Source organism: Rhodococcus sp. 24CO, assembly GCF_050586165.1.
In the GTDB taxonomy this organism is placed as follows: domain Bacteria; phylum Actinomycetota; class Actinomycetes; order Mycobacteriales; family Mycobacteriaceae; genus Rhodococcus_F.
The window spans coordinates 318,536-339,036 of the sequence record NZ_JAZFNF010000002.1 but is presented as its reverse complement, the minus strand read 5'-3'; the positions used below and the strand labels follow the sequence as shown (position 1 = coordinate 339,036).

Annotated in this window: 20 protein-coding genes; 6 read left to right on the top strand and 14 right to left on the bottom strand. The window is 62.3% G+C overall.

Annotated elements, in window-relative coordinates:
• Window positions 1-80 precede the first annotated feature (80 nt).
• Window positions 81-1,073 (top strand): helix-turn-helix transcriptional regulator, encoded by a 993-nt coding sequence (locus V2B23_RS05740; RefSeq protein ID WP_430949469.1) that lies wholly within the window; start codon window positions 81-83, stop codon window positions 1,071-1,073.
• Window positions 1,074-1,097: 24 nt separating this feature from the next.
• On the opposite strand, the gene V2B23_RS05735 is transcribed toward V2B23_RS05740, so the two are convergent.
• Entirely contained in the window at window positions 1,098-1,943 is an 846-nt protein-coding gene (locus tag V2B23_RS05735; RefSeq protein WP_430949468.1) for a pentapeptide repeat-containing protein, read from the bottom strand.
• A gap of 256 nt (window positions 1,944-2,199) precedes the next feature.
• Between V2B23_RS05735 and V2B23_RS05730 the strand changes: the two genes are divergently transcribed.
• Both V2B23_RS05730 and V2B23_RS05725 read left to right on the top strand, forming a co-directional pair.
• A complete protein-coding gene (locus tag V2B23_RS05730) occupies window positions 2,200-2,907 on the top strand; it encodes a TetR/AcrR family transcriptional regulator (protein WP_430949467.1) in 708 nt (235 codons plus the stop codon).
• Window positions 2,900-3,637, top strand: coding sequence for an SDR family oxidoreductase (locus V2B23_RS05725; protein WP_430949466.1), 738 nt, complete (start codon window positions 2,900-2,902; stop codon window positions 3,635-3,637). Before V2B23_RS05730 ends, V2B23_RS05725 begins: the two co-directional genes overlap by 8 nt.
• Window positions 3,638-3,673: 36 nt before the next feature.
• On the opposite strand, the gene V2B23_RS05720 is transcribed toward V2B23_RS05725, so the two are convergent.
• Together V2B23_RS05720 and V2B23_RS05715 are read right to left on the bottom strand one after the other, a co-directional pair.
• Window positions 3,674-4,057 (bottom strand): hypothetical protein, encoded by a 384-nt coding sequence (locus tag V2B23_RS05720; protein ID WP_430949465.1) that lies wholly within the window; start codon window positions 4,055-4,057, stop codon window positions 3,674-3,676.
• A 29-nt stretch (window positions 4,058-4,086) separates the two neighbouring features.
• Window positions 4,087-5,064, bottom strand: coding sequence for a serine/threonine dehydratase (locus V2B23_RS05715; protein WP_430949464.1), 978 nt, complete (start codon window positions 5,062-5,064; stop codon window positions 4,087-4,089).
• 197 nt (window positions 5,065-5,261) lie between these two features.
• On the opposite strand from V2B23_RS05715, the gene V2B23_RS05710 reads away from it, so the two are divergent.
• Together V2B23_RS05710 and V2B23_RS05705 are read left to right on the top strand one after the other, a co-directional pair.
• Entirely contained in the window at window positions 5,262-5,723 is a 462-nt protein-coding gene (locus V2B23_RS05710; RefSeq protein ID WP_430949463.1) for an Hsp20/alpha crystallin family protein, read from the top strand.
• 182 nt (window positions 5,724-5,905) lie between these two features.
• Entirely contained in the window at window positions 5,906-6,592 is a 687-nt protein-coding gene (locus V2B23_RS05705) for a dienelactone hydrolase family protein (RefSeq protein WP_430949462.1), read from the top strand.
• An 80-nt stretch (window positions 6,593-6,672) separates the two neighbouring features.
• On the opposite strand, the gene V2B23_RS05700 is transcribed toward V2B23_RS05705, so the two are convergent.
• From V2B23_RS05700 to V2B23_RS05675, 6 genes are all read right to left on the bottom strand, one after another.
• Complete coding sequence (locus tag V2B23_RS05700; protein ID WP_430949461.1) at window positions 6,673-7,299, bottom strand: MBL fold metallo-hydrolase; 627 nt, start codon at window positions 7,297-7,299, stop codon at window positions 6,673-6,675.
• A complete protein-coding gene (locus V2B23_RS05695) occupies window positions 7,296-8,384 on the bottom strand; it encodes an S-(hydroxymethyl)mycothiol dehydrogenase (RefSeq protein WP_033233613.1) in 1,089 nt (362 codons plus the stop codon). Before V2B23_RS05695 ends, V2B23_RS05700 begins: the two co-directional genes overlap by 4 nt.
• A gap of 128 nt (window positions 8,385-8,512) precedes the next feature.
• Window positions 8,513-9,778: a LuxR C-terminal-related transcriptional regulator gene (locus V2B23_RS05690; RefSeq protein WP_430949460.1), complete on the bottom strand. Its 1,266-nt coding sequence runs from the start codon at window positions 9,776-9,778 to the stop codon at window positions 8,513-8,515.
• Between the two features lie 23 nt (window positions 9,779-9,801).
• The gene (locus V2B23_RS05685) at window positions 9,802-10,962 is read right to left on the bottom strand and encodes a DUF4185 domain-containing protein (RefSeq protein WP_430949459.1); all 1,161 of its coding nucleotides are present in this window, start codon (window positions 10,960-10,962) and stop codon (window positions 9,802-9,804) included.
• A gap of 54 nt (window positions 10,963-11,016) precedes the next feature.
• Window positions 11,017-11,991: a TIGR00341 family protein gene (locus tag V2B23_RS05680; RefSeq protein ID WP_430949458.1), complete on the bottom strand. Its 975-nt coding sequence runs from the start codon at window positions 11,989-11,991 to the stop codon at window positions 11,017-11,019.
• Between the two features lie 67 nt (window positions 11,992-12,058).
• A complete protein-coding gene (locus V2B23_RS05675; RefSeq protein WP_430949457.1) occupies window positions 12,059-12,703 on the bottom strand; it encodes a type 1 glutamine amidotransferase in 645 nt (214 codons plus the stop codon).
• A gap of 244 nt (window positions 12,704-12,947) precedes the next feature.
• Between V2B23_RS05675 and V2B23_RS05670 the strand changes: the two genes are divergently transcribed.
• Window positions 12,948-14,972 (top strand): YhgE/Pip family protein, encoded by a 2,025-nt coding sequence (locus V2B23_RS05670; protein WP_430949456.1) that lies wholly within the window; start codon window positions 12,948-12,950, stop codon window positions 14,970-14,972.
• A 195-nt stretch (window positions 14,973-15,167) separates the two neighbouring features.
• Here the strand turns inward: V2B23_RS05670 and V2B23_RS05665 are convergent, their stop codons facing one another.
• From V2B23_RS05665 to V2B23_RS05645, 5 genes are read right to left on the bottom strand one after another with little or no spacing between them, the layout of a single operon-like run.
• Window positions 15,168-15,953, bottom strand: a complete 786-nt coding sequence (locus tag V2B23_RS05665; protein ID WP_430949455.1) for a RhlG family 3-oxoacyl-ACP reductase — start codon at window positions 15,951-15,953, stop codon at window positions 15,168-15,170.
• Window positions 15,950-17,149, bottom strand: a complete 1,200-nt coding sequence (locus tag V2B23_RS05660; RefSeq protein WP_095887342.1) for an acetyl-CoA C-acyltransferase — start codon at window positions 17,147-17,149, stop codon at window positions 15,950-15,952. Before V2B23_RS05660 ends, V2B23_RS05665 begins: the two co-directional genes overlap by 4 nt.
• Before the next feature lie 27 nt (window positions 17,150-17,176).
• Complete coding sequence (locus V2B23_RS05655; protein ID WP_430949454.1) at window positions 17,177-18,160, bottom strand: NADPH:quinone oxidoreductase family protein; 984 nt, start codon at window positions 18,158-18,160, stop codon at window positions 17,177-17,179.
• Window positions 18,161-18,193: 33 nt separating this feature from the next.
• Window positions 18,194-19,291 (bottom strand): acyl-CoA dehydrogenase family protein, encoded by a 1,098-nt coding sequence (locus V2B23_RS05650; protein ID WP_430949453.1) that lies wholly within the window; start codon window positions 19,289-19,291, stop codon window positions 18,194-18,196.
• Entirely contained in the window at window positions 19,288-20,481 is a 1,194-nt protein-coding gene (locus V2B23_RS05645; RefSeq protein ID WP_430949452.1) for an acyl-CoA dehydrogenase family protein, read from the bottom strand. Before V2B23_RS05645 ends, V2B23_RS05650 begins: the two co-directional genes overlap by 4 nt.
• Window positions 20,482-20,501 lie beyond the last annotated feature (20 nt).

Genomic DNA, 20,501 nt, shown 5'->3' with positions numbered 1-20,501 from the left:
TCCGGCTTTCTTCTTGACGACTGCCACTCTCACAGGCGTCTAGGACGGTTTTTGTCCTAGACTCGAACTAATCTCGTGAGATGGCGACCACGTCCCGGCTCTTGAATCTGCTGTCCCTGTTGCAGACCAGGCGTGACTGGCCAGGCGCCCTACTCTCCGAGCGGCTCGACGTCAGTCATCGCACGGTCCGCCGCGACATCGACCGGCTGCGGGAAATGGGCTACAACATTGCGGCAACCATGGGCCCGGACGGCGGATACCGACTCGATGCGGGTAGTGAGCTGCCTCCCCTCCTGTTCGACGACGATCAAGTCATCGCGTTGGCTGTTGCCCTGCAGACGGCGACCATGACCGGCGTCGGAATCGAAGAGGGTGCAGTTCGTGCTCTGACCACCGTGCGGCAAGTGATGCCGTCGCGTCTGCGCCATCGACTCGACGCTCTCGCATTCACGGCGATTTCGGCCGGGCCCGGTGACACGGCGTCCGACTCCGTGTCACCGGAGGTACTCGTTGCGATGTCCACAGCGATCCGCGCTCTCGAAGTGCTCCGTTTCGATTATGCGAGCGACCGCCCGGCCGACAGTTCAACCGATAACGGCGAACCAGCGCCCCCACGCCGGGTGGAGCCGCATCATCTCGTGACCTCCAATCGTCGCTGGTACCTCGTCGCGTGGGATCTCGAGAGAGACGAATGGCGAATCTTCCGCGCCGATCGCATCACCCCGCGGACCCCGAACGGCCCCCGGTTCGCGCCGCGGGAGATCCCCGGCGGCGACGTCACCGAATACGTGTCCGCACGCTTCAAAGGCTCAGAGCACATCAACACATGGCCATGCCACGGCAAGGTCATTCTCCATCGGCCGGCCAGCTACGTTCTTCCCTTTGCCGGGGACGGCTTCGTCGAAGACCTTGGCCCCGACCGGTGCAGCCTCGAAGCCGGATCATGGTCCTGGGTGGCCCTGGCAGCCTCCCTCAACCGATTCGACACCGACATCGATGTCATCGGCCCAGTAGAACTGACCCGCGCCTTCGCGCAACTCGCCACCCGCAACGCTTCGACCGCTGCGAGCTAGGTGTTCTCCCCGGCCGCAGGAACGCTAGCGAACAAGCCAATGCGGCGGGGCTGCAACACCGTCGGGCAAACGTGTGTCGTCGTTACCTCTGGCTGCGTTCACCTGAGGCTGGGTGACGAACAACGCGGCCGAAAGATCCGCGCCGTCCAGCCTGGCATCACGCAGATCCGCCCCGAGCAGGTCTACCGCTGTGAGGTCACTTCCCCTCAGATCCACGGCGATCAAGCAGGCCCCTCGCAGATCGGCCCCACACAACCTGTGTGCGCGCAGGTCCGATCCGGCAAGGTCCACTCCGGCGGCGATGATCGAGTCCAACTGATCAACTTCGGCAAAGTAGGAAGCCCGAACTTCCGCACTGATCTCCATCAGCACTGCCCTGACCACAGAATGTAATGCGCCGATGTCAGTCGAGAACAGTTCGGCCTGTCCGCCGCGGATCAGTGCGGCAATGGTGGATGCGAGTTCGCGAGCTTCGTGCGCAGCGTCCGGGTCATAGGTGCGTTCCTGCGCCTCGAACAAGTACCACAGCATCTCGTGCAACTGTTTGACGATCTTGAAGGCGGAGAACATGTATTGCTGCGCATCAGGACGCTCGCGCCAGCTGACGCCGGAGAACAACTGCTGCGACACAACCTGTCCCGCGCCGAAGCAGTCGAAGACCGTGCAGCCGCGGAACCCCCGGGGTCGAAGTCCTTCGTGGACGGTGCAGGAGAAATTCGAGCCGAGGTGCCGGCACGGAGAACCCGCCGGCTTGTCCTCGGCAAAATCTACCGATCGCGAGAACCCGAAGGCCGTGCAGCACAAGGCGAAACAGTTATTGCAGTCGGCGCGCAGATTCTCGCGGCGAACAGATGAGTGTGTCGATGACATGGTGAAGTGAGCTCCAAAATGGGGATTCCGATGCAGGACAGGAGGCGGGAACCGAAGTCAGGTTCCCTCTCGGGGCACACGGAATCACCACCGCGCGAAGGCGCGGCACACAGTCATCGCGACGGGTCTGGGTCACAGACAAGTTTTGTTTATCACTGCAGACAAAGTACCAGTTCAGGCACGACGAATCTGCGATGGGTCGAGAACCGAAACAGCCTGGTATCAATGATAACGAAATTTTGTTATCGTTGATTTCATGAGCTCGAGAGCAAAGATACTGGCGGCGGCAACCGAGTTACTCAACGCCTCTCCGGACGGCGAGATCTCGACCCGCGCCGTCTGTGAAAGAGCCGGTGTCGGCGCTCCCGCGCTCTACCGCCAATTCGGCGACAAGGACGGCCTGCTCGCAGCCGTCGTCGATGCAGGTTTCACGGAATACCTGGACGGCAAACGTGCGGCCGTCCCCTCTGCCGATCCGGTAGCAGATCTAAGGGCCGGCTGGGATTCACACACAGCATTTGCACTCGCGCACCCCGCTCACTACCGCTTGTTGCACTCGCCCTCCGCTAAGAGTGCCGAGACCACACTGCACGCTCAGGCCCTGCTACGTTCGGTTCTCGAACGCTGTGCCGCGGCAGGCGTTCTGACCGTATCCGTCGACGTTGCCACCCAGATGGTGATGTCTGCCAATGCGGGCGTCGCACTGATGCTCGTCGTGAGGCCGGAGCAGTATCCAGACCCAACACTGTCGCAGCGGGTTCGCGACGGAATCCTCGCATCCGTCATCAACGAATCCGGCGCGCAACCGGACGCCACACTCAACACCGTCGCATCCACCCTGGACGCCCAACTCGCCACGGCGGATTCAACTTGCCTCTCCACCAACGAGGTTGGCCTGCTGCGTGAGTGGCTCCGCAAGCTGTCCGATGCACCCAAACCCTTTCAGGAGTTTCATCATGACTGATACCACCACCCGCGTCGCTATCGTCACCGGAGCTTCCGGCGGAATCGGCCGAGCGACCGCAGAGAAGCTCGCCGCCGATGGAATGTCTGTGGCCGTTCACTATTCGGGAAATCTCGGACGCGCCCACGAAACCGTCGACACAATCACCGCCGCGGGCGGACAGGCTATCGCAGTCCACGCCGACGTTGCCGACGAAGGTGAAGTCGCGGCTCTGTTCGATACGGTCGAGCAGGAGTTCGGAGGCATCGACGTTGTCGTCCACGCAGCCGGAATCATGATTCTCTCGACCGTCGCCGAATTGAACTTCGACGACTTCGACCGGATGCACCGCACCAATGTTCGGGGCACGTTTGTTGTCGATCAACAAGCCGCGAGGCGGGTGCGCAGCGGCGGTGCCATCATCAACTTCTCCACCTCCGTGAAGAAGCTGGCCTTCCCGACCTACGCTGCGTACGCGGCCACCAAAGGCGCTGTGGACGCGATCACCCTGGTTCTTGCGAAAGAGCTACGAGGACGCGACATCACGGTCAACGCGGTCGCTCCGGGTCCCACTGCCACCGACCTGTTCCTGGACGGGAAAGACGAAGCGACAGTGGAAAACCTGTCGAAGATGGCACCCCTCGAACGACTCGGGACTCCGCTCGACATCGCGGAGGCGGTCGCGTTTCTCGCGGGCCCGGCACGGTGGGTCAACGGTCAGGTGGTCTACGTCAACGGTGGCGTCGTCTAGCGCATCTCGCCCGCACCCGTTACAACCTCGCCTAGCTCACTCGTTCTTCGGTTGTGGCTTCTCAGGGTTCGGGGTGGCCGGATCGATAGTGTCCGCCTGATCCCGCTTCTCGTTCAATTCATCCTTGGAGCTTGCTACGTCCCGCCGGTGCTGCGCCGCATGCTGTTGCAGGGCAGATGCTTCCGCAGCTTTGGCGTCGGCCTCAGCTTGCACCATGCGAGCCTTTGCCTCACTTTCCTTTGCCCTGGCCTCACGCTGGCCTACTTCGAACGACGAGTCCGCCACGTCTTTGCGAATCGCCTCGGCCTCCAGGTGGCGCCGCTCGTTACGTTTGTTTCGAGCTGTCCACACCAGAAGCGCCACGATCACCACCACAACGACCACAACCACAATGATCCAGATAACACTGCTGGTACTCATACTGAAAGCAGTACCCACCAGCAGATTTCTCACACGTCCAGGTCACCCAGACTTACGTTGGCGCCGCAGAGAACTACGCACAACTCACCGCCTTCCGGCGGTGTGACCCTGCCATCCAACACCGGAACCAGCGCTGCGGCGGTACCTAATTCCACCAGTATCCGAAACTCCTTCCACAGGAGGGATCTAGCTTGAACGATCGAACGATCATCTACAACAACGCTATCCAGCGCATTGTCGGTGGCAGTCGCCCAGGCGATGCCGCCAACACGAGACGCGCCGAGAGAATCGGACGCAATGCTGTCCAACTCGATATCGACAGGATGTCCAGCTTCAAGAGCAGCATGCAATGTGGCGGCCCCGATCGGCTCAACTGCAACGACTCGATCCTCTGGCCGCGCAGCGGCAGCGATCCCCGCGACCAGCCCGCCGCCTCCCACAGCGATGCAGTAAGTAATCGGCCCTGAAGCTTCCTCCGCAACCTCGAGCGCGATGGTTCCCGCACCGGCCACTATGTCGGGAAGATCGTAGGCGTGAAGCTCCAAAGCTCCGCTCGACAAGGCGATCTCGGTTGCTGCGGCGGCCGCGAGAACATACCGGTCGCCCACCTTTTCGACCGTTGCCCCCAGCGCGCCGAGCGCCGCAACTTTTGCATCGGGCGCAGTTTCCGGCACGACCACGGTGCACCCCAGCCCACGGCGACGCGACGCCCACGCAGCGCCGATTGCCGCGTTTCCACCCGATGCGATCACCACACCCGCACTGGGCATCGTGCCGTCGGCAGCTGCCCGCTCGATCGCGTTGAAACTGCCGCGGACCTTGAACGAACCGCCGTGTTGGAGGTACTCGAGCTTGAACAGCACCGCAACGTCGCCTTGTGGTGCCGGGACCGTGGCGCGAAAGATCGGAGTCCGTCGAGCCAGTCCGTCGATCCGCTTGCGGGCGGCCTCGACATCAGCAGTCGTCACAGCGGCCGGCCCTGCGATGTTCTCGGTGCGAGGAGTCATAGGCCAACCTTACGGATCGCGCCCGTACCGACCTCCGGCCACATTCATCGCGGGGCCACACACGTCGCAGAAAATCGTGCGATATCTCGAAATCGCGACCTGGCACTAAACTGGTCAGAGTGCTAATCTCTTGTTGCGCAGTGATTTCGGTTGCTGTCACAGGGACTGCGACCATGTGAACATGGGAGGTGGGTACTGTGCTTCGGTTCGACCCTTTCAGTGATATCGATTCGATTGCGAAGTCACTGCTCGGCGCAGACGTAGGCGCGCGCCGTGTTCCTCGCTTCATGCCGATGGACCTCTACCGGGTCAACGATCACTACGTGCTCAACGCCGATCTTCCCGGAGTCGATCCAGGAACCGTCGACGTGAGTGTCGATCACGGAATGCTGACGCTCTCTGCAACGCGCACTGCATCGTCGGACGAAAACATGCAGTGGATGGCTTCGGAGAGGTTCGCCGGGAGCTACCGGCGGCAACTGGCACTCGGAGAGAACATCGATGCCGACCGAATTTCCGCGACGTACAACAACGGCGTTCTGTCCGTCACGATTCCGATTGCCGAGCAGGCAAAGCCGCGGCGCATCGAAGTCAGTCGCGCGGGAGATTCCGAGCAGACAATGATCAACCCGGCGCATGAGCAGGACTCCAACCATTGAGTAACTGCCACCTGCCGTATTCCGGCCGAAGGAGGTGATTTCCGGGCCCGGAATGATGCAGTTGATGGTGATCACCTTTCGGTGGTCACCATCTCGCTACGTGCGCTCAGAGGACCGAAGCAATGGCGTCACAATCCGAGGAGGTCGCTGCGACAGGCCGAACGGTCGCTTACAGTCGGAAAATGGACATCCTCACCAGCACTGTGAACGACGTACCGCTGAGCATCGCCCGGCCCGAATCCCCTGCCGTGCAGGCACCTGCCGTGATCGTGCTGCAGGAAGCGTGGGGCGTCAACACCCACATCGAGAGCATTCTGATACGCCTCGCCGACGCCGGATATCTTGCTGTTGCCCCGCACCTCTACCACCGTGGATCACAGTCGTTCTTCACCGATTTCCCCTCGGCCAAGGACTCTCTCATGGCTCTCAACAGTGAGGGGATCGGTCACGACGTACGTGCCGCGGTCTCGTACTGCAGGTCCGAGGGAGCCGGCAAGATCGGCTCCCTCGGATTCTGCATGGGTGGCACCGTGTCACTGTGGTGCACGACGGTTCCACTTGTCGATGCGGCGGTCACCTATTACGGTGGCGCGGTTGCCGAAGCACGCTGGTCGGGAATCGCGGCCGGTACCGAACTTGCCGCCCAACTGAGGGTTCCGTGGCTCGGTCACTACGGCGATCTCGACACCGGTATCCCGCCGGAGAGCGTCGAACAATTACGCGGGGCCGCCTCCGAACTCGCCCAGGTGTATCGCTATCCCGACGCCGGCCACGCGTTCAACAACGACACCGCAGGCGACCACTACAACCCCGACGCCGCAACGCTCGCCTGGTCACGCACGATGGAGTTCTTTGCCGATACCCTCTGACGCCCAGTTCAGGTCAGGGAACGCGCCCTCAAGGTCGGTGCGAACACACGTCGTGTTCGCACCGACCGTTTCTGCCGTAGTCAGGATCCGGCGCGGATCCATTCCTCGAGATGCGGAGCCTCGGTACCGATCGTCGTACCGTCACCGTGACCGGTATGAACCGTGGTCGCGGCGGGTAGGGCAAACAGCTTGTCGCGGATCGATCCGATGATGGTCGGGAAATCGGAGTACGAGCGCCCTGTTGCTCCTGGTCCACCGGAGAACAAGGTGTCGCCGCTGAACAGTTCTCCAGCCTCGGGCAGGTAGAGGCAGGTCGATCCCGGCGAGTGGCCCGGCGTGCGCATAGCCAGAATGTCGGTGCCTGCCACGGAGATTCGTTGTCCGTCTTCCAAACTCAGGTGCTTGACGCCTGGATGTGTCATCTCCCAGAGGACATCGTCAGCCGGATTCAGGTAGATCGGCGCGTCCAGCTTCTCGGACAGTTCCGGCGCAACGGTGACGTGATCGTTGTGCCCGTGCGTGCAGACGATTCCGACGACCTTGCGACCGCCAACAGCGTCGATGATGGGCTGCGCGGTGTGTGCGGCGTCCACGACAACCACCTCGTTGTCGTCACCGATCAGCCAGATGTTGTTGTCCACGTCCCAGGTTCCGCCGTCGAGGCTGAATGAACCCGACGTGACAACACGATCCACACGCAAGGTCACAGGACCACCACCGAGCGCAGGACCTCACCGCGGTGCATCGTCTCGAAGGCCTTCTCGACCTCGTCGAGCTTGATGCGCTCGCTGACGAACTTCTCGAGCGGCAGACGTCCCTGCTGGTACAGATCGACCAGGACCGGGAAGTCGCGCTCGGGCAGGCAATCTCCGTACCATGACGACTTGAGTGCGCCACCACGGGAGAAGAAGTCGACAAGCGGCATCTCGAGAGTCATGTCCGGCGTCGGAACACCCACCAGCACTACAGTTCCCGCGAGGTCACGCGCGTAGAAAGCCTGCTTCCACGTCTCCGGGCGCCCGACTGCGTCAACGACGACGTCGGCGCCGAAACCACCGGTCAGCTCCTGAACAGCCTCGACAACGTCGTCGACCTCGGTGGCGTTGATCGTGTGGGTTGCACCAAGTTCTGTGGCCCACTCCAGCTTTCGCGGATCACGGTCGATGGCGATGATGGTGTTGGCGCCGGCCAGACGCGAACCCATGATGGCGGCGTCGCCGACACCACCGCAGCCGATGACGGCCACCGAGTCGCCGCGGCCGACGTTGCCGGTGTTCATCGCGGCACCCATGCCGGCCATGACACCGCAACCGAGCAGGCCGACAACAGCGGGATCGGCCGAGGCGTCGACCTTGGTGCACTGGCCTTCGTGGACAAGGGTCTTGTCGGCAAACGCGCCGATGCCGAGGGCCGGGGTCAGTTCGGTTCCGTCTTCGAGGGTCATCTTCTGCTCGGCATTGAAAGTGTCGAAGCAGTACTGAGGACGTCCGCGCTTACATGCACGACACTGCCCGCAGACAGCACGCCAGTTCAGGACGACAAAGTCGCCGACCTCGACGTGTGTGACTCCCGCGCCGACGCTCTCGACGATGCCCGACGCCTCGTGTCCGAGCAGGAACGGGTATTCGTCGTTGATGCCGCCGTCGCGGTAGGTGAGGTCGGTGTGGCAAACGCCGCACGCTGCGATGGCAACAACCACCTCGTTGGCACCGGGATCGGGAATCGTGATGGGAACGATTTCGACGGGGGCACCCTTGGATCGGGCGATGACGCCGCGTACCTGCTGTGGCATGGCTCTGCTCCTGGCTTGTGCGTTGTCGGACATGTCGTCACATAGCAATATATGAACGCACTACGAGGTTAGCCCGAATACCCGAGCCGGAACCCTGGCCGAAATAACTGACCGACCTATCCGAAGAGCTAGGAAGCCGGCTTGACACCGGCTTCCGCGCCTACAGCTGCGGCAGCACCGCGACTGTCGACGCCCAATTTCTTGAGAACTCCGGCGACGTGAAACTTGACGGTGCTCTCACTGACACCGAGACGCTCGGAGATCGCCTTGTTCCGACGACCCGCAACCAGATGCTCGAGCACTTCGATTTCTCGCGGCGCCAGATCGGACAGCGTGTGGTCGGCGGGCGTCGCCGCAACCACGTCGAGCGGAATGGTGGCACTGATCCGGCTGCCCCACCCCGTAGTCGATTCCGATTCGATGGTTCCACCCAACGTCTCTACCCGCGAACGTAATTGGCGTTCCAAGTCGGCGACGTCGGCTTCACCTCGCCCGTCGTCGCGGATGTCGATCAGCAGAGCGGAACCGTCCAGGCTCCACGCCACCCGGATCCGGGACAGCGTGTGTTGATCTGCAAGAGCGAGCACCGCGCCTCGCACCACCGCCCGCGCGCCGTGCGCAACTTCACCGGGAAGCCCTCGGCCCTCGACCGGCGGTTCCACCAGTTCCAACTCGACGTTGCGGTGTTTGAGCAGTGATCGCAACTCCCCCCGCATCCGCGCAAAAGCCGTGGTGATTGCCTCTTCTGCCAGTTCCCGATGGACGTCGACAGCGGACCGCAAGCCGATCAAGGCCGACGACGTCGTTTCCCTGGCAGATGTTCGCGCCCGGGTGTCGTCGAGATCATCCGAACGCAACGTAGCGAGGATGGTCTCCAGGGTCGCCGCGTGAACCTCGGTCATCTCGGCAACCGTGCGCGCACGTTCCGACGACGCCGCCCGCGACTCCGCCAAATATGCCGGACTGGCATTGCGGACTTGCAGTTGAATGCCGGTCGCGACCACGCCGAACAGTGCCGCCGTCAACTCGAGCGCCGATGCCCGAGAGGTCGTCGAGCGCGGCATCAGTACCAGTACCGTGTCTGTCCGGTCGAGAACAGCGACCACTTCACGCTCCCGGCCGGCAACCGTCAAATTCCCCCGAAAGATCTGTCCCACAGTAAGATCGGTACGGATACGATCGAGCTCGGCAATGGTGACTCGATCCACGACCGCCGGATCTCCAGCCACCTTGCGTGGCCGGCCGGTGCATTCGCGTGTGAAGATCACGAGCGCGGTGTGCGGCACCAGATCAGCGAGCAGCACCGAGAATCTGCGGCCGATCTCGGGCAGCGGACCCACCAGTACGTCGCGTAGTTCGGAGATGAGGGTGGGGAATTGTTCGGCGGTGCTCACCGTTCAACGATAACCACTCACTTTTACAGCGTCGTCTTCATCAACATCACGTTGTAGTCCGACCACGTCGTGGCAAGGAAGTACAAATCCTGCCCCTGCGACCACGGATGCATGTACGCGCCGTAGAGCCCCGGGACCGCACCCGGTTCGATCACGATGTCGGGGGCACTCCACGGGCCGGTCAACTGGTCGGCGGTACGCAACACCAGAGCGCCCCATTCGTTCGAGTACATCGCAACGAACTTTCCGAGATAGTTGTTGTACTGCACCGACAGTTCGCTGACGTCGCCGTCCAGAACCGGCGTCGCTACGTCGGGTTTGTTTGGCACCCAAGACTTTCCGTCCCAGTATTCGTACGCCGCGACGTCTACGATCGACTCTTCCTTCACTCGTGAAAGTCGCGCTTCGCCGAACCTGCCGGAGGGTGTCCCGAAGTTGTAGACATACCCACCGTCCTTGACGAAGGACCCCATCTGGAAGTTGGCGTTACCGGTCAGCGGCAGGTTCGGGCGCGCCGACGCCGGTTCCACCTGCCACGTTTCGCCGTTGTCCCGAGAGGAAGCGATCTGCGAGAAATTTGTCACCCATTCTCCTGATCCTCCCCACGACCGCACCGACATGTAGTTGACGTACTGCACGCCACCCACCGCGATACCTGTCGTGGGAATGCTGCTGGTTTCGACTCCGGTGACTTTGAGGCTGTCGATGATTTCGCGGGAGCGGTTGGGACGATCGACCGGTGAGGAGTCGATATTCATGCCGTCACTCAGAATGCCGTCGGCGCTGCGAAAAAGGACGTTGCTTCGCCAGTCACCCACAACACCGCCGCACGTCGGGTCCGAATTCAATCCGACGGTATCGCCGAAGACCGTCAGAACCTGGCCTGCGCCGTTGTCCCACATGATCCCGAGATCGGTGCCGAGCACGTTGAACCGTTCGACCGTCTGATTGGGGCTGAGTGCTCCGGTGATGTATTCGACCGCAGACGTGCGGCCTTGCAAGTCGGGGAGATTCCCGTCCGTTCCGTTGAGCCACGGAATCGGGTTGGTCGGCCCACCCGACTTGTCGAAGATCGCCGAGATGTTGCAACCCCACGGCGAGGCGTGAGCTGTTGTTGTGACCACTGCAGCGGGCACAAAGGCACAGGCCAGTGCGACTACCGGCAATTTCCATGACTGTTTCATCGCTCCCCTTCCGCGGGGAGGATGCCCCGAACGGAGGCGAACGTAACTTCGCTTCTATTCCGCGGCCTCTACTCGGGCGCCGACGGCGTGAAGTATCACGATGTGCGGACCCCAGGGCACCAACGCGTCGACCGAACGCTCGAGGTCTTCGACGGGCGGCAGATCCTGCGGTCCCAGTACTTCGATCACCGCGGTGTGGGCCTGCCACGTGACGGACCCGACCTGAACGCCCGGAACTCCGGCGAGCCACTGCTGCGCCGCATCATGGATCTGGCTCGCCCACAACGAAGCCAGAGAATTCACCACCATCGGGATGGCAACAACAACCAAGGCCGACGCCAGCACCAGGTAGACACGTCGATGTCCCGCGGCAGCTGCCCCTGATTCGCGCGCATAACCGGCGATCACCAGTACCACCGTCGCCGTGATCACCATGGCAACGACATTCGACGCAAAGAGGATCAGCGCACCCAACGCTAGCGACGGTGCACCCGATCCGAGACAGACACCCACAACGGCAAGAGGTGGAACCAGTGAGATCGCGATCGCCACGCCGGGGAGCACGTCACCGACATCGCGCCGGGTAATCGCGATCGACCCGGCAAACCCTGTGGCTATGGCCGCCGCGAGATCCGTCAACGTCGGGGTGGTTCGTCCGGTCACCTGAGAGTTGGACAGCACGCTCGTCGGGTTGAGTAGAACAAGGGAAAACAGAAAGCCGAGAGCAACGACAAGAACGAGCCCACCCGCCACGTACACAACGCTGCGGGCAATGAGCGCACCCCGACCGGTGACAATGCCGAGGCCGATTCCCAGAATCGGTGTAGATAACGGAGCGACGATCATCGCCCCGATCACAGTGGCCGTCGAGTCACCCACGACCCCGGCGCTCGCGATCATCCCGGAGAGAACAAGCATTATCCAGAACGCGGAACGTTTAGCCGCCTTGTCGCCGGTGGAGAGATCCAGCCGATCGTCAAGTTCCTCGAGGCTACGACGCTGGCTGTCCGGAATCAGAAATGAGCGCATAGCCGATCCTTTCGGACAAGAACCCGGACATTCTCCACACCGTAAGCCTTAGGTGGCCACTGTGGGCTTACCTGGGCGAAATCGACTTCAGCCACCTGTCCATGACTGTCGCGGCAAACTCGAGCCCTTCGGTTTCCGCGGATGCCAACTGCTCGATGAAGATCCGAGGTCCGTCGGCGCCCAGCGACGTCAGCAGCGACTCGCGGTACTCGTCCAACTCCATCCAATCGCGTGCCACCTCACACGACGCTTCGAGATGAAACTGCACGCCGTAACTCTGCTTGTACCGGAAGAGTTGGTTCGGGTACTTGGCAGAACCTGCGAGATGCACGCCACCCTCCGGGATCTCGAAGGTATCCGAATGCCATTGCATGGCAGGAAAGGTGGCGGGCAGACTCCCCCAGATCGGATCCAGTGTTCCGGCCTCGGTCAACGTGACGTCCTCGACGCCCACCTCCGGGACCGCACCGGTGTACACGCGAGCACCAAGCGCTGCCGCCAACAATTGCGAACCGAGGCACACTCCCCAGACCGGAACATCGGCGTCGACGAGCGCACGAATGTACGCGATCTCGGAAGCCAACCACTCGATGTCCTCTTGATCTCCGACGCCCATCGGGCCACCCATGACGATCACCGCGTCGAACTCGACATGGGTGGGAAGCGGGTCGGTTCCCAACAGGACGGTCTGCACATCGCCATACGTGTCCAAGACCGGAGAGTAAGCAGCAGGGGGCTCGCATTGTGCGTGCCGCAGTTCCAAGAATCGCATGTCGCTGATTATTCCTCGTATTCCTCCCGGATCAGTTCCAGCGCCGATTTGTCGGCTGTGCACCAATTCTGCGGAAACCCTCACGCCGCGACCGATTGCTTTGTAGTGTGACCGAGCTGGACGTATGTCCAGCGCGTTCGGAGTGCCCCGCCGTCCACTCCGGTTCACGAGAAACGAGCTGTTCATGGTGTCCACATCCGCTCACGACGCTTCGCCCCGGCGTGCACATGTCATTCGCACGATCCTCGCGGTGCTGGTGATCGCACCGCTCTCGATTGCCGCCTTCTACATGTGGGCGCTGTGGGACCCAGGCGACACTGTGAACCGCCTGCCCGTGGCCATCGTCAACGCCGACAAGGGCACCGATCTCGACGGCACCCACATTGTTGCGGGAGACGACGTGGTGGCCGCGCTTGTCGACAGCGGCGACGTCGCCTGGAAGGTCGTCACGGCTCAGGAAGCGCAGACGGGCGTCGATGACGGCACGTACTACTTCTCCGTCGTGATACCCGAGTCGTTCAGCGCCGATGTGGCAAGTGCGGCTACTGGTTCGGGACGGAAAGCCCAATTGCAGGTGGTCTACAACGACTACAACAGCCTCGTCGCAGGACCCGTGGGTGAGAGCATCATCGCGCAGGTACGTTCGGCCGTTTCCGAATCCATCGGCGAGCAGTCCATCGACCAGGTCCTGGTGGGACTCGGCGAACTCGGAACCGGCTTCGGAGAAGCAGCCGCTGGTGCACAACAGCTTTCCGACGGCTCCGCCGCCGCACTGGCCGGCACCAACCAGCTCTACGCCGGCAGCGCGGAACTCGCGGCCGGTCTCGGCGAGGCGAACCAGGGCGGACAGGAACTCGCAACGGGAGCGGGCGAACTCGCCGCGGGTACCGATGAGGCCGCAGCCGGGTCTCGAGAACTCGCCGCCGGCCTGCAGCAGTTGGTGGGCGGAGCAGACGAACTCGGCGCAGGCGCACGCCAGATCAGTGAAGTGGTCGACATGGTGACGACGCCAATCCTCGACATCGCCGACTCGGCGGGTGCTGTGGTCGGTCAGATCGACGCGTTGACGAATTCGCTTCGGCTCGCGGGTGATCCCGTGTCCGCAGGGCTTGTCGACGCGCTCTCCACGTTGCGAGCCTCGCTCACCGCACAACCTGCAGATGACGATGTCATGGGCCAGCTCGGCCAACTACGGGACGGTGCCCGGGAAATCACCCGCCAACTCACCGATCCGGCAAGTGACTATCGCGGCGGATTGAACGCTGCTGCGGCCGGTGCCGGCGAATTGAGCACCGGCCTCGGGCAACTGTCCGATGGTGCGCACCAACTGGATTCGGGCGCAAACGAACTGTCCTCCGGCCTCGGCCAACTGGCGGCAGGCAGCATCGAACTCCGCGACGGTCTTGGAGAATTGAATGTCGGCATGGGTGAACTGAATGCAGGCTCGGGCGAACTTGCCCAGGGACTCACCGACGGCGCCGCGCAGGTACCGCAGTTCACCGACGAGGAACGCGCTACCACTGCCAACCTCTTGTCGGCACCGGTCGCAGTTGACGCTCGAAACAACTACCCGGCAGCCGGATTCGGACCTGGTGCGGTGCCGGCAGTGATGTCGGTGGCCCTGTTCCTCTGCGGAATTCTCACTTGGTTCGTAGTTCGCCCACGTCGTGGACGCTCACAGCAGGTGCATGGCTCGATGCTGCGTGAAGGTCTGCGCCGCTACCGCATTCCGGCACTCGTCACCTTTGTCACGGCATTGCTACTGTCCGTAATTGCGATGACCGTCGCGGATGTCGACCCACCCAGCGTGGCCGCGATGGTCGCCGTGATGATCCTTGTCGGTGCAGCTGCAGTTGCCTGCGGACGCCTGTTCACCGTTGTCTTCGGCGCCGTCAACGGAACATTCATCGCACTGAGCGCCCTGATGATTCAGATCTTTGCATTCGGCGCGGTCTATCCCATCGAACAGATGCCTGCCCCGCTGCGGTGGTTGCACGCCTTGATGCCACTGACCTGGGCGCGCAACGCGATGCGCATGGTCCTGGTCGGCTACTACGGGCCGAGATTCTGGCTGGCCGTAGCCGCCTTGGCTGCCTTGGTGATCGGAGCCGTCGTGTTCACCATCTGGTGGCGTCGTCGACAAGATCCGCCAATCGACGACGCACCGATCACGGAAGAGATCGTCTATCTGCAACCGGCGCAGACGTAACCGGCGCCAGCGAACGAGTGTCGTGCGCATCAGCATCACGTTGTAGTCGGCCCACGTGGTGGCAAGGAAATACAGATCCGAGCCGTTGGACCACGGAAGTAACCGATATTACAATCGGACAAAAGCGAGTTGGCCTGAAAGTCTTAGTATTTCAGACTTTCAGGCCAACCCGGACAGTTCAATATCGTCAACCGATCAGCGCGCTCCGCTCGTACCACCGTCAAGGGGGATTACCGTCCCCGTCAAGTAGGCGCCGCCGCGTGAGGACAAAAAGATTGCAAGACCGGCCGCATCCTGTGGCGTTCCGATCCGGCCCAGCGGAACCGAATCCGCCACCGCTTGTGCGCTCTCCTCGTTCTCGAGCAAGAACGCCATCATTTTCGACGGGAAAGGTCCAGGCGCAATGGCATTGACCGTAATCTGTTCCGCGGCGAGCGTCGCCGCCAACTTGCGGGTCAGCATGTGTACTGCAGCCTTACTCGCTCCGTACGAGAAGTTTTCCGAACCTGACACCACAAGCCCGTCGATCGATCCGATGTTGATCACTCGGGCGGGATCTTCCGCGGTTGCCGCAGAACGCAACTGTGGCAACAACTTTTGTGTCAGCAGGAAGATCGCCTTGACGTTGATGTCGAAGATCTTGTCGAAGCCGGCTGCCGGGAAATCGTCGACGGGGGCGCCCCACGTTGCGCCGGCATTGTTCACCAGCACGTCGAGTGTCGGCGAAATCTCGGCGACCTTCGCAGCGAGGCTCTCGATTCCCTCGTCCGTGGACAAGTCCGCCGGGTGCGAGATGCAGGTGCCGAACTCGGAAAGCTCTCGCGCTGCTTCATCGCACGCTTCCGCTTTACGGGCCGAGATGACGACCGTCGCGCCGCCTTCGACAAATCCTCGAGCGATCATGTAGCCGATTCCGCGCGAACCACCCGTCACGACGACAGTCTTGCCACTGACGTCGAACAATCCCTCCAGCAAGCTCATGCGACCTCGAAAAGCCCGGCAGCACCCATGCCGCCGCCGATGCACATGGTGACAACAACCAGCTTGGCGCCGCGGCGCTTCCCTTCCAGGAGAGCATGGCCGACCAACCTCGCACCCGTCATCCCGTACGGATGTCCGACGGAAATTCCGCCACCGTCGACGTTGTACTTGTCGGGGTCGATGCCGAGCTTGTCGCGGCAGTACAGCGCCTGAGAAGCAAATGCCTCGTTCAATTCCCACAGATCGATGTCGTCGATCTTCAGTCCGTGCAGGTCGAGCAGACGCGGAATCGCGAATACCGGACCGATTCCCATCTCGTCCGGTGCGCAACCGGCAACAGCCATTCCGCGGTAGATGCCAAGAGGGGCCAGGCCGCGACGTTCCGCCTCACCAGCCTCCATCAACACCGATGCCGACGCGCCGTCGGACAGCTGTGACGAATTTCCGGCGGTGATGGACGAATGCGCGCTGACAGTACCGTCGGCCAGCACCGGACGCAGGCTCGCGAGGCCCTCCAACGTGGTGGACGCACGATTACCTTCGTCGCGAGTCAGTGTGACCGACTCGGTGCCGATCTCGCCGGTCTCCTTGTTCTGAACCTGCTTGACCGAAGTCAGCGGCACGATCTCGAGATCGAAACGGCCTGCTTCCTGAGCTGCTGCAGTGCGCTGCTGAGACACCAGTGCAAACTCGTCCTGCTGCTCACGCGTGACGCCGTAGCGTTCGGCCACGATCTCGGCCGTATGCAACATCGGCATGTAGATCGACGGCTTGTTCTCCTTCAACCACGGATCTGCCGCACGGAAGTTGTTCATGTGATCGTTCTGGACCAACGAGATCGATTCGACGCCACCACCGATCGCGATCTGCATACCGTCGTCGACGATCTGTTTTGCCGCCGTCGCAATGGCCATCAGTCCGGACGAGCACTGACGGTCGATCGTCATTCCGGAAACCGAGTCCGGAAGCCCGGCCCGCAGCACCGCTTGCCGTGCGACGTTGCCGCCGGAAGATCCCTGCTGCAGCGCGGCGCCGAGGATGACGTCCTCGACTTCGCCGCCCTCGAGGCCGGCACGCGCAACGGCATTCGAAATTGCGTGTGCAGCAAGCTCTTGTGCTTGCGTGTTGTTGAATGCGCCGCGGTACGCCTTACCGATCGGGGTGCGGGCGGTGGAAACGATGACAGCTTGTCTCATGGGGGGACCTTTCTAGTGCGGTGCGGTTCAGGGCTGGAACACGACGCGGCCGACCGTGGTGCCGTCGCCGAGGCGACCGATACCGTCAGCCACGTCCGTCAACGACAACCGCTCACTGATCAGAGGTTTGACCAAGCCCGCATCGGCGAGCCTGGTGAGCTCGACGTGGCAATCGTCGATGGCCTGCTGGTTGTACGCCTTGTACAGGCCCCAGTGCAGACCGATGATCGAATAGTTCTTGATGAGAGCATGATTGAGAGCCGGCTGCGGGATGGTGCCACCCGCAAATCCGATGATGACGATCCGGCCTTCGAAGGCGATGCACTTGGTCGACTTCGCGTAGGCATCGCCGCCGACCGGATCGAAGACCACGTCGGCACCCTTGCCGCCGGTAAACTCCTTTACCGCCGCGACAAAGTCCTCACTGTGACGGTCCACCACGAGATCGGCACCGAGCTTGCGGGCGTACTCGGCCTTCGCCGGTCCGCCGACGACACCGACCACTTTGGCTCCGGCTGCTTTGCCGAGTTGCACTGCGGCACTGCCCACACCACCTGCGGCGGCATGGACCAGCAGGGTCTCACCTTCGAGGAGTTGTGTGCGGCGGTGCAGCGCGAACCACGCCGTCTGATAGCCGATGCTCAGTGCGGAGGCTTCAGCGTCGTCCAGTGCCGACGGCGCCGGAAATGTGTTGTTCTGGTCCAGCACCGAGAATTCCGCAAAGCCACCCGCCGGCAAGCTCGGATTGCCGATCACGCGGTCTCCTACCGCAAACTTCGTGACCGAATCACCCACGGACACAACCTCACCACACAACTCCACACCGGGAGTGAAGGGCAGCGGCGGCTTGATCTGGTACTCACCACGGCACATGAGTACGTCGGGGAAGTTCGCCGGCGCAGCGAGCACCTTCACGAGCATTTCCGTGGCACCAGCGGTGGGCTCCGACGCCTCTTCCAACGAGAGGACATCGCGGGGTTCACCGAGTTGATTGACGCGCCAAGCCTTCACAGTGTTTTCTCCAGTTTCGGTAGTGAGGATGGTTCAGGACGAGATGGGGAGGTCGACGAGCTCGGCAAGCCGCGCCCGGTGCTGATATGCAGTTCCCAGCGTCAATTGGTCACTCTTGGCTCTCTTGAGGTACAGGTGCGCCGGATACTCCCACGTCATACCGATCCCGCCGTGCAGCTGTACACATTCCTCCGCCGCGTGAACCGCGACTCCGCTGCAGTACGCCTGAGCAAGCGTCGCGGCAACTGCCGCGTCGGAATCACCGCGTGCATAGGTATCAGCCGCATAACGCGCGGCCGCACCCGCAGAGCTGACTTCGAGCCACAAGTCCGCAAGACGATGCTTGATCGCCTGGTACGAACCGATTGCCCGGCCGAACTGCTTGCGTTCCTTTACATACGCGAGAGTGGTCTCGAGGCACCACTGCGCCACGGCGAACTGCTCCGAAGCCAGGAGCGCACTTCCGCAGAGCAATGCCTCCTCAACGGCCTCAGCTGCATTCCCACTGTCGACGCGGACCGATGGTGCCTCCGTGAACTCGACGTCCGCCAGTCGGCGCGTCATGTCCAGGGACAGGATCGGGGTGACGGTAGCGTCAGCGATCCGCACGGTGTGCAGCTCCAGACCGCTCGCGCCGGCAACCGGAACAACAAGAACATCGGACTCGGCGACGCCGGCAACGGTGGTCACGCTGCCGACCAGTCCGCTCGCTGTCGCCGTGACCGTGGGCGTGAAAGCGCCTGGTGCAGTGGACAACGGGACGATCAGAGCAGCGGTCGAATCTCCGGCCGCCATTTGACCGAGCACCTCGGTCTCGCCGGCTTTCAGTAACGCCGTCGTCGCCAGGACCGCACTCGTGAAGAACGGAACCGGAGCAACTGCCCGGCCGATCTCCTCCATCACGACTGCAGCCTCACGTGTGGACGCACCCGCACCGCCCAGGTCTTCGGGGATCAGCAGACCCGCCAGACCGAGTTCCGAAGCCAGGGACTTCCACAGCCCGGTGAAGTCGGCAGACACGTCGTCGTAGGCAGTGACCACGGTGTCGGCACCGGCGCGCTCACTCAGTAGGCGTCGGATGCTGGCCCGCAGGTCTTGTTCGGTCTCGGAGTACAACAGATCGGCGCTCATCGGGGCAGGTCCTTCCAGGCGATGTCCTTGTCGACGCGATGCTCGGGCGGCAACCCGAGAACGCGCTCTGCGATGACGTTGCGCAGGATCTCGGACGTTCCGCCCTCGATCGAATTGCCCTTGGCTCGCAGGTATCGGTAGCCGGGTTCACGCCCGGTGAAGTCGACAAAATCCGGACGACGCAACGTCCAATCGTCGTACCGCAACCCGTCTTCGCCGTGCATTTCCAGCTCGAAACCTGAAATCTGCTGCGCCAAACCGGCAAACGCCAGCTTCATTCCCGAACCTTCGGGCCCCGGTTGGCCGGCGGCAAGCTGCTGGCGCAGACGCTCACCCGTCAGCCGCGCGACCTCCGATTCGGTCCAGAGCCGCATCAACTCGTCGTGCATCGCGGGCCGCCGCAGCGTAGGTTGTTCGCGCCAAGCCTGTGCGACCTTACCGATCATGCCGCCCTCACGCGGTGCGCCCGAACCGATGGCCACACGCTCGTTGTTCAGAGTGGTGGTTGCAACCTTCCATCCCTGACCTTCCGCGCCGAGGCGGTTGGCGTCCGGAATCCTGACGTCCGTGAGGAATACCTCGTTGAATTCGGCCTCACCGGTGATCTGGCGGAGCGGCCTGACATCAACTCCGGGATCGGTCATGTCACAGATGAAGTAGCTCAATCCAGCGTGCTTGGACCGCTCCGGATCAGTCCGGGCAACAAGAATCGCCAACTGAGCGTTCTGAGCCCCCGACGTCCAGACCTTCTGTCCGTTCACTATCCAGTCGTCGCCGTCACGCACAGCCCGGGTGGCGACGGCAGCCAGGTCCGATCCTGCGCCCGGCTCACTGAAGAGCTGGCAGTACACCGTTTCGGATGTCCACAACGGCCGCAAGAATTTTCGTTTCTGCTCTTCGGTGCCGAACGCTGCGATGGTGGGCGCTGCCATGCCGAGGCCGATACCGTTCTTGCCGGTGTCCGGACCCGGGGCTCCCGCTGCCGCCAATTGCGCGTTGATCTGTCGCTGAAAGCTCTGCGGCAGACCAAGACCGCCATGGCCTTCGGGAAAGTGAACCCACGCCAATCCTGCATCGAATCGTGCGCCGAGAAAATCTGCTACCGACGTCGACGCCGGATCATTCTCTGCGAGAAACGTGTTCACCTTGTCGGTGAGGTCATGCGATACTGCTTCTTCGTCGAAAGCCATGCCAACTCCTCGATTCGAGC

Excerpts from the sequence above, each read along its gene's own strand:
- V2B23_RS05670 (WP_430949456.1), top strand. The coding sequence starts at position 12,948 with ATGGTGTCCACATCCGCTCACGACGCTTCGCCCCGGCGTGCACATGTC.
- V2B23_RS05705 (WP_430949462.1), top strand. The coding sequence starts at position 5,906 with ATGGACATCCTCACCAGCACTGTGAACGACGTACCGCTGAGCATCGCC.
- V2B23_RS05735 (WP_430949468.1), bottom strand. The coding sequence starts at position 1,943 with ATGTCATCGACACACTCATCTGTTCGCCGCGAGAATCTGCGCGCCGAC.
- V2B23_RS05680 (WP_430949458.1), bottom strand. The coding sequence starts at position 11,991 with ATGCGCTCATTTCTGATTCCGGACAGCCAGCGTCGTAGCCTCGAGGAA.
- V2B23_RS05665 (WP_430949455.1), bottom strand. The coding sequence starts at position 15,953 with ATGAGCTTGCTGGAGGGATTGTTCGACGTCAGTGGCAAGACTGTCGTC.
- V2B23_RS05650 (WP_430949453.1), bottom strand. The coding sequence starts at position 19,291 with ATGAGCGCCGATCTGTTGTACTCCGAGACCGAACAAGACCTGCGGGCC.
- V2B23_RS05725 (WP_430949466.1), top strand. The coding sequence starts at position 2,900 with ATGACTGATACCACCACCCGCGTCGCTATCGTCACCGGAGCTTCCGGC.
- V2B23_RS05740 (WP_430949469.1), top strand. The coding sequence starts at position 81 with ATGGCGACCACGTCCCGGCTCTTGAATCTGCTGTCCCTGTTGCAGACC.
- V2B23_RS05685 (WP_430949459.1), bottom strand. The coding sequence starts at position 10,962 with ATGAAACAGTCATGGAAATTGCCGGTAGTCGCACTGGCCTGTGCCTTT.
- V2B23_RS05660 (WP_095887342.1), bottom strand. The coding sequence starts at position 17,149 with ATGAGACAAGCTGTCATCGTTTCCACCGCCCGCACCCCGATCGGTAAG.
- V2B23_RS05730 (WP_430949467.1), top strand. The coding sequence starts at position 2,200 with ATGAGCTCGAGAGCAAAGATACTGGCGGCGGCAACCGAGTTACTCAAC.
- V2B23_RS05695 (WP_033233613.1), bottom strand. The coding sequence starts at position 8,384 with ATGCCACAGCAGGTACGCGGCGTCATCGCCCGATCCAAGGGTGCCCCC.
- V2B23_RS05645 (WP_430949452.1), bottom strand. The coding sequence starts at position 20,481 with ATGGCTTTCGACGAAGAAGCAGTATCGCATGACCTCACCGACAAGGTG.
- V2B23_RS05715 (WP_430949464.1), bottom strand. The coding sequence starts at position 5,064 with ATGACTCCTCGCACCGAGAACATCGCAGGGCCGGCCGCTGTGACGACT.
- V2B23_RS05720 (WP_430949465.1), bottom strand. The coding sequence starts at position 4,057 with ATGAGTACCAGCAGTGTTATCTGGATCATTGTGGTTGTGGTCGTTGTG.